The following is a 13,793-nucleotide window of genomic DNA, read 5'->3' as shown; positions in this document are numbered from 1 at the left end:
AGTCACGTCGTCGCCGTTACGACGCCCGGCCGGCCTCCTGCATACTGGGTGAAATGGATGTCATCAGGCGTGCCAGAGCGAGGGACATCGAGGCGCTCGTGCGCCTGTTCGGCGCACCGGGCGAGCCACTGGCCGCCGCACTCCAGGAACTCATGAACACCCCGCACGTCACGCTGGTCGTCGCCGAGGACGACAACGGCGTGGCCGGTACTGCGCAGCTCACGGTGTTGCGAGGACTCGCCTGGGACGGCGCGACCCGCGGCTTGCTCGAGGGCATCCGCGCTGCACGGCGCGGCGTGACCAGCGCGCTTCTGACCTGGGGCATCGACGAAGCTCGTCGACGAGGCTGCAGTCGTCTCCACCTCGATTCCGGCCTGGCGCGCGCCGACCTGCGGGACTTCTACGCTCGCTTCGGCTTCGAGCAGAGCTATCAAGGGTTCAGTCGGGCACTGTGATACTGGCGCCGTGAACGACTACATCATCCGCAGGGCACGACGTGAGGACATCGGCGCGATAGTGCGCATGCTGGCGGACGACCAGCTCGGTGCGACCCGCGACGATCCCCACGACCTCGTGCCCTACCTGCGCGCTTTCGAGCAAATCGACGCTGATCCGAACCAGCTTCTGGTCGTCGTGATCTCCGACGATGTGCCAGTCGGGACATTGCAGCTGACGATCATTCCCGGCCTCGCCCGGCGCGGCGCCCTCCGAGGCCAGATCGAGGCCGTCCGGGTCCACATCGACCACCGCGGCTCCGGACTCGGCGCCGACCTCATGCGCTGGGCGATCGACGAGTCGCGACGACGTGGATGCGCACTCGTACAGCTCACGTCGGATGTCTCGAGGACCGACGCACACCGGTTCTACGAGCGACTCGGCTTCGTTCCCAGCCACACCGGGTTCAAACTCAAGCTCTGAACAACGTTGGCGCCCAACAGATTCTAGTCCATCCACATAGGACATAAGATCGGCCTGGCCCCTTCCCGGATTCGGTGACGCACACGTCCACGCACGCGAACCATTGCGAATCAATTCGCATACGTCAAGCCGCGAAGGGCGCGAACGGACCGTTCGCTCCCTTTTACCACCCATTCTTCTGAATCTCGGTGACATTTCCCGCGAGGCCTCGTACCGTCGGGCTCATGGCACCTTCGCAACCGCTCCGCAAAGTCGTCCCTTCCACCGACTCCTCGAACATCTCGGACAGGCTCCCGTTCGTACTGAGCACGGTCCGCGCCGACCCGGATGTGCTGCAACGCATGAAAGACGACCAGGTCGTCGACCTGATCCGCGTCACGGATGCCGAGATTTCCAAGCTGCAGGCCCTGCAGCTACGGGCGATCGCAGACCTCAGCGTGCGCCGGAGACGGGCGCCCGGTACGGCTTCCGAGGTGGCGTTGGCGCTGTCCATCACGGAACACCGGGCCGGCGCCATCGTCTCGGCGGCGAACGCGCTGATCGCCCGGCTTCCCCGCATGCTCAACCTCATGGACGACGGCCGGCTCGATCTCTATCGCGCCATGAAGGTCACGGATGCGACGGCATGGCTGTCCAGAGACCACGTACGCCTCGTCGACGCGACGCTCGAGGGTCGCGTTCCAGGACGCAATGCAACTCAGGTCCGCCGGGCCGCGGCCTATGCGGCTGCACAAGTGGATCCGGAGGGCGCGGAGCAGCGCACCGAACGGAGTTTCGTCGAACGACGGTTGGCTCTGCATCACCAGGACACCGGCGTGACCAGTCTTTCGATCAACAACGCGCCTACCGAGAAGGCGACTGCGGCCTACGCCCGTATCGACCGGGCTGCTCGGGCGATGAAGACCCCGGACGAGTCTCGAACGATGGACCAGCTTCGCGCGGACATCGCCATGGATCTGCTGCTCAGCGGAACAGGCGGCGCAAGCGAGCGCACCGAAGTGTTCCTGCACGTCGACCTGGCGACATACCTCGGCGTGAACGACTTCCCGGCCAGCCTGGCAGGGCGCGGACCCGTCGCGGCGTCGGTGGCCCGTCGCATCATCGGCGGCTCCGACACAACGCTCCGACGAGTCCTCACGGATCCGCGAAGCGGCCAAGCGATCGAGCTGTCACCGACGCGGTACCCGCTGGACCCGGCGCACGACGAGTTCATCCGGGTCCGAGATCGCGAGTGCCGGCAGCCCGGATGCACGCGTCCCGCACAGAACTGCGGGATCGAGGCAACCCGGGCGCAAGGCGAGACCGCAGAAGCCGCGGATCAGCCGGTCACGTACTGCTCACGACACCGCAGGCTGAAGGGCCAGCCCGATTGGGACTACGAAGTCACCCCTGATGGCACGGTGAACGTCGCGACACCCGCGGGCCGTATGCACTCGACAACACCGCCATCGATGGAATCCGGCCGGAGGCGATCGACCCGAAGCCGCAAGAAGTCACGGCGATAACCGACGATCAGCGCGTGCCCGAGATCTTCGCGCTCCCAAGGACGATGTCCCCGCCCTCGGCATCCGGCCGGTAGAGCACGACGACCTGGCCCGGAGCCACTCCACGCAGCGGCTCGCGCAGGTGCAACGTCATGGTGTCGGAATCCACGTCAGCGACCGCGTCGACGATGCCCCCGTGAGCCCTGACCTGCACCACGCATTCGGTCGGTTCGGTCAACGGCTCACCGCTGGGCCAGATCGCGCGGTCGGCCTCGATCGTCTTGATCCCGAGCCCGGCGACGGAACCGACCTTGACGGAGCCGGAAACCGGTTCGAGGGACAGAACATATCGGGGACGGCCATCAGGCGCCGGAGCCTCGATTCCGAGCCCCTTGCGCTGTCCGACGGTGAATCCGTGCACCCCGGTGTGCCGGCCGAGCACGGCGCCGGTCTCCGCGTCGACGAGCTCGCCCGGACGCTGCCCCAGCCGGTTCTCCAAGAACTTCTTGGTGTCGCCGTCCGGGATGAAGCAGATGTCGTGACTGTCCGGCTTGTTGGCGACAGACAGACCACGCTGTTCCGCCTCGGCGCGTACGTCGGTCTTCCACGAGTCCCCCAGGGGGAACATGGCGTGGCTGAGCTGCTCCGATGTGAGGGAGGCGAGCACGTAGGACTGGTCCTTGCCACTGTCGGCACTACGACGCAGCTCGGGCACGCCACCCTCAACGGAGAGGCGCGCGTAGTGTCCCGTCGCGACCGCGTCGAAGCCGAGTGCCATCGCCTTCTCGAGGAGAGCTTCGAACTTGATCTTCTCGTTGCAGGTGACACACGGATTCGGCGTCCGTCCGGCGGCGTATTCGCCGACGAAGGTCTCAACGACCTCTTCGGTGAAGCGCTCCGCGAAATCCCAGATGTAGAACGGGATTCCGAGGATGTCGGCGGCCCGCCGAGCGTCGTGTGAATCTTCGATCGTGCAACAACCGCGTGACCCGGTCCGCAAGGTTCCGGGCTTGGCCGACAACGCCAGGTGCACGCCGACGACGTCGTGCCCGGCGTCGACCGCGCGCGCGGCGGCGACCGCCGAGTCCACTCCTCCGCTCATCGCGGCCAAAACCCGCATTGCCTTACACCTCTTGCTTCTGGTTCTGCTTGCGCATTCCGGCCAGGCCTGCCTGCCGGGCGCGCGTGACGACTCCGCCGATCTCGGCGGCGACCGCCTCGACGTCCGCGGCAGTGGATGTGTGACCGAGGGAGAAACGGAGGGATCCCCGCGCCGCCGCCGGGTCGGCGCCCATGGCGAGCAGCACATGGCTTGGCTGGGCCACGCCGGCCGTGCACGCGGATCCCGTCGAGCATTCGATGCCCTTGGCGTCGAGCAGCATCAGCAAGCTGTCGCCGGCACATCCGGGGAACGTGAAGTGAGCGTGGCTGGGCAGGCGCTCGCCGCCTTCGCCGTTGAGGATGGCGTCGGGCACTTCGCGCTGGATGACTTCGATGAGTCCGTCGCGGAGCTCCTCGACGCGCTTGGCGTAATCGGCTCGGGTCGCAATGCTGGCTCGGACCGCAGCCGCAAAACCGACGATCGCGGGGACGTCGAGGGTGCCGGAGCGAACGCTGCGTTCCTGGCCTCCGCCGTGCAGAAGGGGTACGCACGTCACGTCGCGGCCCAGCAGAAGGGCGCCCACGCCGAAGGGACCGCCGAGCTTGTGTCCGGTCAGGGTGAGTGCGGCAGCGCCGCTGGCCGCGAAGTCGACCGAGACGGCGCCGACAGCCTGTACCGCGTCGGTGTGGAGCGGGATGTCGAACTCGGCGCAGACCGCGGCCAGCTCGGCGATCGGATTGATCGTCCCGACCTCGTTGTTGGCCCACATCACCGTCGCCAGCGCCACGGCTTCGGGATCAGCGGCAATGGCGGCGCGGAGGGCGTCGGGCGAGATGCGACCCTGGCTGTCGACTTCCAGCAGCGCGATCTCGGCGCCGCAGTGGGATTCGAGCCATTCGACGGTGTCGAGGACAGCGTGGTGCTCCGCGGCGCCGACCAGGATGCGGCGACGCTGCTCCTGCTCGTCGCGGCGGGCCCAGAAGATGCCCTTGAGCGCTAGGTTGTCGCTCTCGGTGCCGCCGCCGGTGAAGATCACCTCGGACGGGCGGGCGCCCAAGGCGTCGGCGATGGTTTCGCGGGCCTCTTCGACCATCCGCCGGGCGCGGCGGCCCGAAGAATGCAGCGCGGAGGCGTTGCCCACGTTGGACAGCGCCTCGGTCATCGCCGCTACGGCTTCGGGCAACATCGGAGTGGTCGCCGCGTGGTCGAGATAGGTCATCGCTCCATCAGGGTAGTCCGCTCCACCGCGTGACGAAGCCCACCCTGGCCCTCGAAGTGGCCTGTCACACCTTCGACGGCCAGCGTCCGGTCAGCCGGACCCCCAGCAGTGCGAGGGCCACCAAGGCCACCGTGAGCAGGGCCATCGCCGACGACGGATCGAAAACCGAGCCCACTGCGCCGAGCAGGACGCCGCCCAGGCCGATGAGCAGTGCGGAGCCCACCCAGTCGGCCAGCTGCATCGCCGAGGTGTTGAAGCCGCGCTCACCCTCTGGTGAATGGCGGAGCAGGAGGACGGAGATCGCCGGCATCGCGATACCCATGCCGGCGCCGCCGACCGCGCAGGCTACGAACGCCGTCCAGGCGGGGAACCAGGGCTGGGAGACCAGGCCGAAGCAGACCAAACCGGCCGCGACCAGCCAGAACCCGGTGCGCAGCGACGCCTCCCTGGACCAGTTGAGGAAGCGGCCTTGCGCCGCTGAGGCCGCTGACCAGCCCAACGCCGTGATGGTCAGCGGCAGGCCGGCAAGGGCCGGGCTGTAGCCGTGGACCGCGCTCATCGTCAGGGGCAGATACGCCTCCATCCCGGCGTACGCGCCGGCGATCAGAGCGCGGGACGCGACGACCGTCGGAAGGCCGGGGCGGGATGTCAGCGTCCCGGTCGGGAGCAGCGTCCGAAGGGCGTAACCCAGGGCGACGAGCCCAGCCGTGCCGTAAGCGAGAGCCAGGAGCGACTGGTGTTGGGCCGCCCATGTCAACGCCGCGATGCCGAGGGCCGCGACGATCGCCTGAGCCACGCCGGCGCGGCGCCCCTCGGCGGACGGCATGTGCGCAGGTAGACGGCGGATGACCACCACCAGCATCGCCACGCCGATGACCACCAGCGGGACCAGGCCCAGGAAGACCCAGCGCCAGCCGATGCTGACCGTCACCACGCCGGCCAAGGACGGCCCGATCACCGCCGGCAGGACCCAGGCGGCCGCGTTCGCCGCGTAGATCACCGGGCGTTCCTGGTCGGTGAACGTCAACGCGATCAGGAGGGAGACCGAAACCAGCAGCAGTCCCGAACCGAAGCCCTGCAGGGCGCGACCGAGGAGGAACATCGGCATGCCACTCGCCGTCCCCGCGACGACCAGGCCCGCCGCGAACAGCACCGGCCCCGCCAGCAGCGCCGGAGCCGGGCCGCGGCGGTCGCCGATCCGGCCTGACAGCACCGTGGCGACCACGCTCGAGACGAGGAAGATCGTGAACGGCCACGAGTACAGCGACAACCCGTGGAGGTCCGCGACCAGGGTCGGCATCGCCGTCGCGACGCCCATGTTCTCGAACGCGACCAACGTGACCACGAGCAGCAGCGCGATCGTGGTCAGCCGGTGTTCCGCGGTCCACAGCACGCTGCGGCGACGGGGAGTGGAGTCGAGCGTCGAGGCCATGATCAGCAGCGTGCAACCTCCAGCCCGCTGGAGGTCAAGCCGGTTCAGGCCGTGCGGCGGGCCACCGGCTCCAGACGCAGGTCGCGGGCCAGTGCGGCGGCCTCGCCGCGGGAGCTCACGTCCAGCTTGTCGAGGATGTTGCGGACGTGGAACTTCACCGTGTGCTCGCTGAGCTGCAGCTGTCCGGCGATCTGCCGGTTGCGCAGGCCTTGGGAGATCCCCGTCAGGACCTCGACCTCGCGCGGGTTGAGCCGGTCGAGCGGACGCAGTTCCGGCGGTTCGGCGACGCCGAGCGGGAGGACCGCGGTGACCGTCGTGCCCCAGCCGGGCACCGCGTCGACCTCCCAGTGGCCGCCGAGGGCGGTGAGCCGCTCGGTCAGGCCGCGGGCCGGGACGGCGTCGGCGACTTCGGGACTGTCGTCGCGGACCGTGATCCGCAGCACCGGGCTGTCGAGCCGCCACGATGCCCGCAAGCGCGTGGTCGCCGGCCGGTCCAAAGCGGCGAGCACCAGCCCGCGGGTCATCGTCCGGGCGGTGTGGGCGATGTCCTGCGGGAGCGATGCGTCGCCGGTCGGGTCGACCAGGTCGACGTCGACGTCGGTGTGCCGGACGAGGTCGGCCAGCTGGGTCCTGAGCACAGCAAAGGCCGCGCCTGCGCGTTCCTCGGACAAGGCTTGGTCGCGATCGACGACACCCTTCAGTTCCAGCAGCGCGTCGGTGGCCAGGTCGGCCGCCGTGCGGCGGGCGACCGCGTCGGAGAGGCGTCCCGAGCGCAGCACCGCCAGGAGCGTCGTCAACGTCGCCGCACGGGTCTGGCCGAGGTCCGTGATCGCCTGGGCTCGCGCGGTGGCCGCCGCGAGGTTGCTGGCCAAGACGTCCGGGCCCGGGTCGGTCGCGCGCTGGCCCGCGTCCGTGCTGAGGATGTGCCACAGCTGCGCGGCCAGCTCCAGCTCGGTCGTCGGCAGCTCCGTGTCCTCCGGCACGACAGCGAGTACCGCGCCCCGACCGACCGCCGGCATCGACGAAAGAAGGACGAGACGGCGCTCGACGCCGCCGAGCACGCCGTCGATCACCAAGGCCTGGCCTGGCTCGCTGCGGTCGACCAGCCGTTGCAGCTCGACGCTCGTCACGGCGTCGGCGATCGACTGGTCACCGACGACCTTGAGCGGGCTGCGCGGACAATCCCCCGTCTGCATGGCAGCCGCGCGGTGCGGGATCAGCTTCCCCAGCTCGACGGAAAACTGGTGCAGCAGGTGGGGCCGCGGTGCCGACAGGAGCCGCTCGACGACGTCGAGCGCTTGTCGCGGATCCGACCAGGAAGCGTCCATGCGTCCAAGGTAGGCGCGCCCGGGCTGCGGGCACCTGCTCGTCCGGCTAGTGAACACTGCTCGTCCGGGTGGTTCGGCGGAATAGCCGGGCGAGTTGACTCCTTGGAGAGGACATTCGAAGTCACAGACCCGAGGAGCGCAGCGAACACCATGCGAGCGATCACTTTCTCCGCCTACGGCGGGCCGGACGTCCTGCAGCTGTCCGAGGTTCCGGTACCGGAGCCCGGCCCGGGACAGGTGCGGCTGGCCATCCGGAGCGCCGGGATCAACCCGATCGACTGGAAGATCCGCAACGGCTTCATGCAGCAGAACTTCCAGGTCTCCTTCCCGCACACCCCCGGCCTCGAGGTGGCCGGCGTCGTCGACGCCGTCGGTGAGGGCGCGGAGTTCGCCGTCGGTGACGAGGTGTTCGGCTGGTCCGAGACCGGTGCGTACGCCGAGTACGCACTGGCGAAGACGCTCGCGCCGAAGCCCGCCGGCATTCCGTGGGCGGACGCTGCGGCATTGCCGGTCGCCGGCGAAACGGCGCTTCGTGTCCTCGGGCTGCTCGACGTCCGCGAAGGCGAGACGCTGCTGGTCCACGGCGCCAGCGGCACGGTCGGCCGGTTCGCCGCGCAGGTGGCCGTCGCCAAGGGACTGACCGTCATCGGCACCGCCGGCAGCCGGAACCTCGACGACCTGAAGTCACTGGGCGTCGTGCCGGTGCTCTACGGCGACGGCTGGCTGGACCGGGTCCGCGAGGCCGCGTCCGGGCCGGTGGACGCCGTGTTCGACACCACCGGGCACGGGGTGTTGCCCGGGTCGGTCGAGCTGCGGGGCACGAAGGACCGGATCGTCACGATTGCCGACGGTGCCGCTTTCGAACTCGGCATCCCGTTCTCGAGCGGGGGCGAGCAGTCGCGTGAGGTCCTGACCGGGATCGCCGGCTGGGTGACCGACCACGGGGTCCGCATCGCCCAGGGCAAGAGCTATCCGCTCGCCGAAGCGGCCGCCGCACAGGTCGAGAGCGAGGACGGGCACCCCGGCGGGAAGCTCACGCTCGCTGTCAGCTGAACGCTGGAGATCACCACGCAGTGCTGGGACCGAGCGACGGACTCGGCGGCCGAGTCCGCCGAACGGCGAAAGCCTCCCAACCCGGGCCTGTCGCCGGATCGCGGCGACAGGGCCCGGATCACTTCGCGGGAGGCGAAGCCAGGGGGACCGGCTGCGGACGTGGGGTCCGCCGCCGCTGCTGGGCCGGGATCTGCACCGTCCCCAGCGCCGAATGCACCGCGGCCTCGGCGAGCGCCGCCAGCTCACGACGGTTCTCCGCGCGGCCCGGGGCGATCTCCGGGCAGATGTGGATCTCGAGCACCAGCCCGCGCAGTGCCGCGACCCGGCGCAGGGACGCGATCAGCGACTCCGGGCCGATGAACGCCGGGCGGCTCGTCTCGCGGCCGTCCGCGAGGCGGTACCTCAGCGCGATCGGGCGGACCGGGACGCCGCCGTCGATGGCCGCCTGGAACGTCGCGGTCGTAAAACGACCAGACGCCAGTCCGCACCACGTCGTGCCCTCCGGGGTCACGCTCACCAGCGACCCCGTCCGCAGCGCGTCGGCCAGCGATGCCATCGTGGCCGGCAGCGTCGTCAGCCGCTCGCGGTCGAGGAAGATGCTGCCGCCGCGGCGGACCAGGCCGCCCAGCACCGGCCAGCCCGCGATCTCCTTTTTCGCCAGCGCGCGCATCGGCCGCAGCGCGTTGATCGCGACGATGTCCAGCCACGAGATGTGGTTGTTGACCACCAGCGCACCGCGGCCGGCGGGCGCGGTCCGGAAGTCCTCGCCGCCCCGGACGTCCAGCCGGACGCCGAACGCCCGCAGCACACCGCGGAAGATCAGTCGGATCCGAAATTCGCGGCCCCATGAGACCAGCAGCAAGGGTGCCGTCAGCATTGCCGAAAAAACGACGAAGATCGCCGCGGTGACGCGCAGCACGCGTCGCGGAAATCCGACCACCGGGTCGCCGTCGGTCAGGCAGCCGTCGCCACAGGGCGAGGACGGCATCCAGGCGTGCCTCATACCTGGACCCCGAGGAAGAACTTCAGGTAGCGCTCGTCGACGTTGTGCAGGTCCAGCACGACGAAGAAGTCCGCGACGCCGAAGTCGGCGTCGAGCGCGGGAGGCCCGTAAGCCTTGGCGCCGAGCCGGACGTAGCCCTTGATCAGCGGCGGCAGGATCGAGCGGGCGGGACGTTCGATCCCCGACGCGTCCCACGGGATCAGCGGCGAGACGCGCGTGGCCTCGTCCGAGTAGTGCTTGGCGCGCAGGACGTCCCAGACGCCGGCGGCGAACGAACCGCCGTCCACCAGCGGGACCGACGCGCAGCCGGCGAGGTAGCGGTGGCCGGACAGCAGCATGTAGCGGGCGATCCCCGCCCAGACCAGGCTGACAACGGCGCCGCTGCGGTGGTCCGGGTGCACGCACGACCGCCCGGTTTCGACCAGGGACGGCCGCAGCGCGTCGAGCGCGCTCAGGTCGAACTCGCTGTCGGCGTAGAGCTTCCCGGCCTGCGCGGCGCGGTTCGGCGGCAGCATCCGGTAGGTGCCGACGATTTCGCCCGTGTTGTCGTCGCGGACCACGAGGTGGTCGCAGAACTCGTCGAACTCGTCGACGTCGAGACCGGCGATCGGCGAGTGCAGCCGCGCGCCCATCTCCTCGGCGAAAACCCGGTGACGGAGTTGCTGCGCGGCGATCACTTCGTCGTTCGCGTGGGCGACGAGAAGGGAGTACCGGGGAGCGTCCGCGGGGAGGTCGGCACCCGCCTGATCAGTGCTGACGAGGAGCTGTGACGTCGTCATGGTCAAGGTTTACCCGCGCGGAGGAAACCGCGGAGAGTGCCATCCGATGACCGATTAGTGCACGTTCAGTTAATTGCGGGTTCTCAGGCTTCTCTCAGGTCCCGGAACGCGCGAAGGGCCTTCCGGGTGATCCCGGAAGGCCCTTCGGAGCAAACTGCTCAGCCCTTGCGCTTCTCGACCGCTTCGGTCAGCTGCGGCGCGACGTTGAACAGGTCGCCGACGATGCCGAAGTCGGCGATCTCGAAGATCGGCGCCTCGGCGTCCTTGTTGACGGCGATGATCGTCTTCGACGTCTGCATGCCGGCGCGGTGCTGGATCGCGCCGGAGATGCCGAGCGCGATGTACAGCTGCGGCGACACGGTCTTGCCGGTCTGGCCCACCTGGAACTGCGCCGGGTAGTAGCCGGAGTCGACCGCGGCACGCGACGCACCGACGGCCGCACCGAGCGAGTCGGCCAGCTTCTCGACGACGTCGAACTTCTCCGCCGAGCCGACACCGCGGCCACCGGAGACCACGATCGAGGCCTCGGTCAGCTCGGGACGGTCACCGCCGGTCACCGGCTCGACGCCGGTGATCTTGGTCGACTTCGCCGCGTCGGTGGCGGGAAGCTCGACGGCCTCTTCGGCCGCCGCGCCCTCGGCCGGCTCGGCCTCGACCGCACCCGGGCGGATGGAGACCACCGGCGCGCCCTTCGCGGACTTCGACTTCACCGAGAACGCGCCACCGAAGATCGACTGGTCGATGACGCCGTCGGCGTTGACGCCCACGGCGTCGTAGATCAGGCCGGAGCCCAGGCGCACGGCCAGCCGGGCGGCGACCTCCTTGCCCTCACCGCTGGCGGTGACGAGCACGGCGGCCGGGGACGCCTGCTGCGCCAGCGCGGCGAGCACGTCCACCTTCGGCGTGACCAGGTAGTTCGCGGCGTCGTCGCCTTCGGCGACATACACCTTGGCGGCGCCGTGGGACGCCAGAGCCTGCTTCGCCTTGGCGGCGGTCCCGGTCGGGCCGACGACGACGGCCGACGGCTCACCGAGCGCGCGGGCCGCGGTCAGCAGCTCGAGCGTGACCTTCTTGACCTCACCGTCGACGTGGTCGACGAGGACGAGTACTTCAGCCATGTTCTTGAATCCTCCTCGAAGAGCCGTTGTCAGATGAGCTTCTGGCCGACCAGGTACTCGGCGACCTTGGTGCCGCCGTCGCCCTCGTCCTCGACCTTCTCGCCGGCGGTGCGCGGCGGCTTCGGCGAGGATTCGGTCACGGTGGACCACGCGTTGCCGAGGCCGACCTCGCCCGCGTCGACACCCAGGTCGGCGATGGTGAACGTCTCGACCGGCTTCTTCTTCGCGGCCATGATGCCCTTGAAGGACGGGTAGCGCGGCTCGTTGATCTTCTCGCCGACGCTGACCACCGCGGGCAGGGTCGCCTCGAGGCGGGTGAGGCCGTCCTCGGTCTCGCGGACGGCCTTGATGGTCGTGCCGTCGACGGTGACCTCACGCGCGTAGGTGACCTGCGGCAGGCCGAGCAGCTCGGCGAGGATCGCCGGGATGGCGCCGCCGCGGCCGTCGGAGGACTCGTTGCCGGCGATGATCAGGTCGTAGCCTTCGACCTTGGCGATCGCGGCGGCGAGCACCTTGGCGGTGGCGATCGCGTCGGAGCCGTGCAGCGCCTCGTCGGAGACGTGGATGGCCTTGTCGGCACCCATGGACAGCGCCTTGCGGATGGCGTCGGTCGCCCGGTCCGGGCCCACCGAGATCACGGTGACCTCGCCCTCGCCGGCTTCCTTGATCTTCAGCGCTTCTTCGACAGCCTTCTCGTTGATCTCGTCGAGCACGGCGTCGGCGGATTCGCGGTCAAGGGTGTGGTCGGACCCGTTGAGCTTTCGCTCCGAGTAGGTGTCCGGTACCTGCTTGACCAGGACGACGATATTGGTCATGGGTCTTCTTCGACCTCCCGGTTGTGGCCCGCGGACGCACCACGGGTCAGTGCTCTACTGGCCGGTAGATTAGGCCCAATCGGCGCGCAGGACCCGCCGAGGTGACGCCATTCACCTGGATGCGCAACTTAATGGGACCATCGTCCCGGTAGTCGACCGGTTACCCCACCCGAACTGCCGTTCGTCCGATCGGACCAACCACGGCCTACTCGCAGTGGGTGTAAGGCATTAACCTCCCCCACCATGCCCGCGCGCATCGCCGTCATCACCGACTCGAGCTCCTGCCTGCCCGACCTCGTCGCGTCCCGCTGGGCCATCGGAGTCGTCCAGATCCAGCTGAACCTGGGTGGTCACTTCGACGACGAAAACCGGTTCGACCGCGGCGAGGTGATCGACGCCATGAGAGGGGGGCACGTGATCACCACTTCGCCCCCGGATCCGGGGGCGTTCTTCTGGACCTACCAGGAAGCGGCCGCCTCCGGCGCGACCGCCATCGTCAGCATCCACATCTCCGGCCGCATGTCCGACACCGTTCGCGCGGCCCGGGAGGCCGCCCAGCAGGTCCGCATCCCGGTGCACGTCCTGGACAGCCGCACCACCGGGATGAGCCTCGGCTTCGCCGCGGTGTCGGCGGCCCGCGCGGCCGCGGCTGGCGGGGACGCCAGCCGGGTCATCGAAGCCGCCGAACGCCGGTGCTTCACCAGCACCGAGTTCATCTACGTCGACACGCTGGAGTACCTGCGCCGCGGTGGACGGATCGGCGCCGCGCAGGCGATGGTCGGCACGGCTTTCTCCATCAAGCCGCTGCTCACGGTCAAGGACGGCGAGGTCGCGCCGCTGGCCCGCGTCCCCGGCACGCGGCGCGCGCTGGCCAAGATGGTCGATCTCGCGGTCAAGAAGTCCGGCGGCTTCCGCGCCGACATCGCCGTGACCCGGTTCGGCGCGAGCGACCACGAGCTCGAGATCGGCCGGCAGATCGAACGCCGCGTGCCGGCGATGGCCGAGAGCATGGTCGTCGAAGCGAGCACGGTCATCGGCGCGCACCTCGGCCCGGGCGCGCTCGGCATCACGGTGTCACCGGTGTACTGACCCGGCGCCCCGGAATCGCCAGCAGCACCAGCGGCACCAGCACGGTGAGCCCCGTCAGCCCGATGATGAGCACCTGGTCGATTGTCGCGAAATGCGACACGTGCCCGAGGTGGTAGGCGAAGTGCGGAGCGCTGTAGAGCAGGGCCGCCGCCGAAGCCAGCCGGGCCGCGGCTGTGGTGCCGATCACGGCGGCGCCGATCAGCGTCGCCGCGAGCGCCAGGTTGAGGCCGCCGAAGTCGCGCAGCAGGTGCTCGTTGAAGGGGCCGTCCATCGAAACCCAGCCCGTGCGGACGCCGGGAAAGTCCTGGTAGAAGCCGGTTGGTGTGATCAGCGGCCACAGTCCGATCGGGACCTCGATCAGGCCGAAGAGAACGAGCAGAACGCGGGTGATTGTCCGTTGCATGACCACGGAACGAGACGGCCGGGCCGGACGTGACACCCGCTAGGGTCGCC

The 13,793-nt window shown here is 69.4% G+C and carries 14 protein-coding genes; 5 read left to right on the top strand and 9 right to left on the bottom strand.

What is annotated here, in order from left to right; genetic code table 11:
• The first annotated feature begins 53 nt into the window (after positions 1–53).
• From QSK39_RS47915 to QSK39_RS47905, 3 genes are all read left to right on the top strand, one after another.
• Positions 54–455: a GNAT family N-acetyltransferase gene (locus QSK39_RS47915; RefSeq protein ID WP_285484518.1), complete on the top strand. Its 402-nt coding sequence runs from the start codon at positions 54–56 to the stop codon at positions 453–455.
• A 10-nt stretch (positions 456–465) separates the two neighbouring features.
• The gene (locus QSK39_RS47910; protein WP_285484517.1) at positions 466–918 is read left to right on the top strand and encodes a GNAT family N-acetyltransferase; all 453 of its coding nucleotides are present in this window, start codon (positions 466–468) and stop codon (positions 916–918) included.
• Positions 919–1,142: 224 nt separating this feature from the next.
• Positions 1,143–2,423: a DUF222 domain-containing protein gene (locus QSK39_RS47905; protein WP_285484516.1), complete on the top strand. Its 1,281-nt coding sequence runs from the start codon at positions 1,143–1,145 to the stop codon at positions 2,421–2,423.
• A 7-nt stretch (positions 2,424–2,430) separates the two neighbouring features.
• Here the strand turns inward: QSK39_RS47905 and mnmA are convergent, their stop codons facing one another.
• The 4 genes from mnmA to QSK39_RS47885 form a co-directional block, all read right to left on the bottom strand.
• Complete coding sequence (gene mnmA / locus QSK39_RS47900; protein WP_285484515.1) at positions 2,431–3,522, bottom strand: tRNA 2-thiouridine(34) synthase MnmA; 1,092 nt, start codon at positions 3,520–3,522, stop codon at positions 2,431–2,433.
• Positions 3,523–3,526: 4 nt separating this feature from the next.
• Positions 3,527–4,723 carry a cysteine desulfurase family protein gene (locus QSK39_RS47895; protein ID WP_285484514.1) on the bottom strand — a complete coding sequence of 399 codons (1,197 nt, stop codon included), beginning with the start codon at positions 4,721–4,723 and terminating at the stop codon, positions 3,527–3,529.
• Positions 4,724–4,787: 64 nt separating this feature from the next.
• On the bottom strand, positions 4,788–6,155 hold the full coding sequence (locus QSK39_RS47890; protein WP_285484513.1) for an MFS transporter: 1,368 nt from the start codon (positions 6,153–6,155) through the stop codon (positions 4,788–4,790).
• Between the two features lie 44 nt (positions 6,156–6,199).
• Positions 6,200–7,483 carry a helix-turn-helix transcriptional regulator gene (locus QSK39_RS47885; RefSeq protein ID WP_285484512.1) on the bottom strand — a complete coding sequence of 428 codons (1,284 nt, stop codon included), beginning with the start codon at positions 7,481–7,483 and terminating at the stop codon, positions 6,200–6,202.
• Between the two features lie 150 nt (positions 7,484–7,633).
• On the opposite strand from QSK39_RS47885, the gene QSK39_RS47880 reads away from it, so the two are divergent.
• Positions 7,634–8,536, top strand: a complete 903-nt coding sequence (locus QSK39_RS47880; RefSeq protein WP_285484511.1) for an NADP-dependent oxidoreductase — start codon at positions 7,634–7,636, stop codon at positions 8,534–8,536.
• Positions 8,537–8,654: 118 nt separating this feature from the next.
• On the opposite strand, the gene QSK39_RS47875 is transcribed toward QSK39_RS47880, so the two are convergent.
• The 4 genes from QSK39_RS47875 to QSK39_RS47860 all read right to left on the bottom strand — a co-directional run bounded on the left by QSK39_RS47875 (position 8,655) and on the right by QSK39_RS47860 (position 12,251).
• Positions 8,655–9,539 (bottom strand): lysophospholipid acyltransferase family protein, encoded by an 885-nt coding sequence (locus QSK39_RS47875; RefSeq protein WP_285484510.1) that lies wholly within the window; start codon positions 9,537–9,539, stop codon positions 8,655–8,657.
• Positions 9,536–10,318, bottom strand: a complete 783-nt coding sequence (locus QSK39_RS47870) for a GNAT family N-acetyltransferase (protein ID WP_285484509.1) — start codon at positions 10,316–10,318, stop codon at positions 9,536–9,538. The genes QSK39_RS47875 and QSK39_RS47870 overlap by 4 nt, the downstream gene beginning before the upstream one ends.
• 158 nt (positions 10,319–10,476) lie before the next feature.
• Positions 10,477–11,436: an electron transfer flavoprotein subunit alpha/FixB family protein gene (locus QSK39_RS47865; protein WP_285484508.1), complete on the bottom strand. Its 960-nt coding sequence runs from the start codon at positions 11,434–11,436 to the stop codon at positions 10,477–10,479.
• Positions 11,437–11,465: 29 nt separating this feature from the next.
• Positions 11,466–12,251, bottom strand: a complete 786-nt coding sequence (locus QSK39_RS47860) for an electron transfer flavoprotein subunit beta/FixA family protein (protein WP_285484507.1) — start codon at positions 12,249–12,251, stop codon at positions 11,466–11,468.
• A gap of 243 nt (positions 12,252–12,494) precedes the next feature.
• Between QSK39_RS47860 and QSK39_RS47855 the strand changes: the two genes are divergently transcribed.
• Positions 12,495–13,340: a DegV family protein gene (locus QSK39_RS47855; protein WP_285484506.1), complete on the top strand. Its 846-nt coding sequence runs from the start codon at positions 12,495–12,497 to the stop codon at positions 13,338–13,340.
• Here QSK39_RS47855 and QSK39_RS47850 read toward each other — a convergent pair.
• Positions 13,318–13,743, bottom strand: coding sequence for a hypothetical protein (locus tag QSK39_RS47850; protein WP_285484505.1), 426 nt, complete (start codon positions 13,741–13,743; stop codon positions 13,318–13,320). The genes QSK39_RS47855 and QSK39_RS47850 overlap by 23 nt on opposite strands.
• Positions 13,744–13,793 lie beyond the last annotated feature (50 nt).

The organism is Amycolatopsis sp. NBRC 101858 (genome assembly GCF_030269325.1).
Taxonomy (GTDB): domain Bacteria; phylum Actinomycetota; class Actinomycetes; order Mycobacteriales; family Pseudonocardiaceae; genus Amycolatopsis; species Amycolatopsis ponsaeliensis.
Note: the sequence above shows the minus strand (reverse complement) of the source record. Positions and strands in the feature narration are given on the sequence as shown.

What these genes read in the sequence shown, in the direction of transcription:
- QSK39_RS47915 (WP_285484518.1), top strand. Translation starts at nt 54, where the DNA reads ATGGATGTCATCAGGCGTGCCAGAGCGAGGGACATCGAGGCGCTCGTG.
- QSK39_RS47905 (WP_285484516.1), top strand. Translation starts at nt 1,143, where the DNA reads ATGGCACCTTCGCAACCGCTCCGCAAAGTCGTCCCTTCCACCGACTCC.
- mnmA (WP_285484515.1), bottom strand. Translation starts at nt 3,522, where the DNA reads ATGCGGGTTTTGGCCGCGATGAGCGGAGGAGTGGACTCGGCGGTCGCC.
- QSK39_RS47895 (WP_285484514.1), bottom strand. Translation starts at nt 4,723, where the DNA reads ATGACCTATCTCGACCACGCGGCGACCACTCCGATGTTGCCCGAAGCC.
- QSK39_RS47890 (WP_285484513.1), bottom strand. Translation starts at nt 6,155, where the DNA reads ATGGCCTCGACGCTCGACTCCACTCCCCGTCGCCGCAGCGTGCTGTGG.
- QSK39_RS47885 (WP_285484512.1), bottom strand. Translation starts at nt 7,483, where the DNA reads ATGGACGCTTCCTGGTCGGATCCGCGACAAGCGCTCGACGTCGTCGAG.
- QSK39_RS47880 (WP_285484511.1), top strand. Translation starts at nt 7,634, where the DNA reads ATGCGAGCGATCACTTTCTCCGCCTACGGCGGGCCGGACGTCCTGCAG.
- QSK39_RS47875 (WP_285484510.1), bottom strand. Translation starts at nt 9,539, where the DNA reads ATGAGGCACGCCTGGATGCCGTCCTCGCCCTGTGGCGACGGCTGCCTG.
- QSK39_RS47870 (WP_285484509.1), bottom strand. Translation starts at nt 10,318, where the DNA reads ATGACGACGTCACAGCTCCTCGTCAGCACTGATCAGGCGGGTGCCGAC.
- QSK39_RS47865 (WP_285484508.1), bottom strand. Translation starts at nt 11,436, where the DNA reads ATGGCTGAAGTACTCGTCCTCGTCGACCACGTCGACGGTGAGGTCAAG.
- QSK39_RS47860 (WP_285484507.1), bottom strand. Translation starts at nt 12,251, where the DNA reads ATGACCAATATCGTCGTCCTGGTCAAGCAGGTACCGGACACCTACTCG.
- QSK39_RS47855 (WP_285484506.1), top strand. Translation starts at nt 12,495, where the DNA reads ATGCCCGCGCGCATCGCCGTCATCACCGACTCGAGCTCCTGCCTGCCC.
- QSK39_RS47850 (WP_285484505.1), bottom strand. Translation starts at nt 13,743, where the DNA reads ATGCAACGGACAATCACCCGCGTTCTGCTCGTTCTCTTCGGCCTGATC.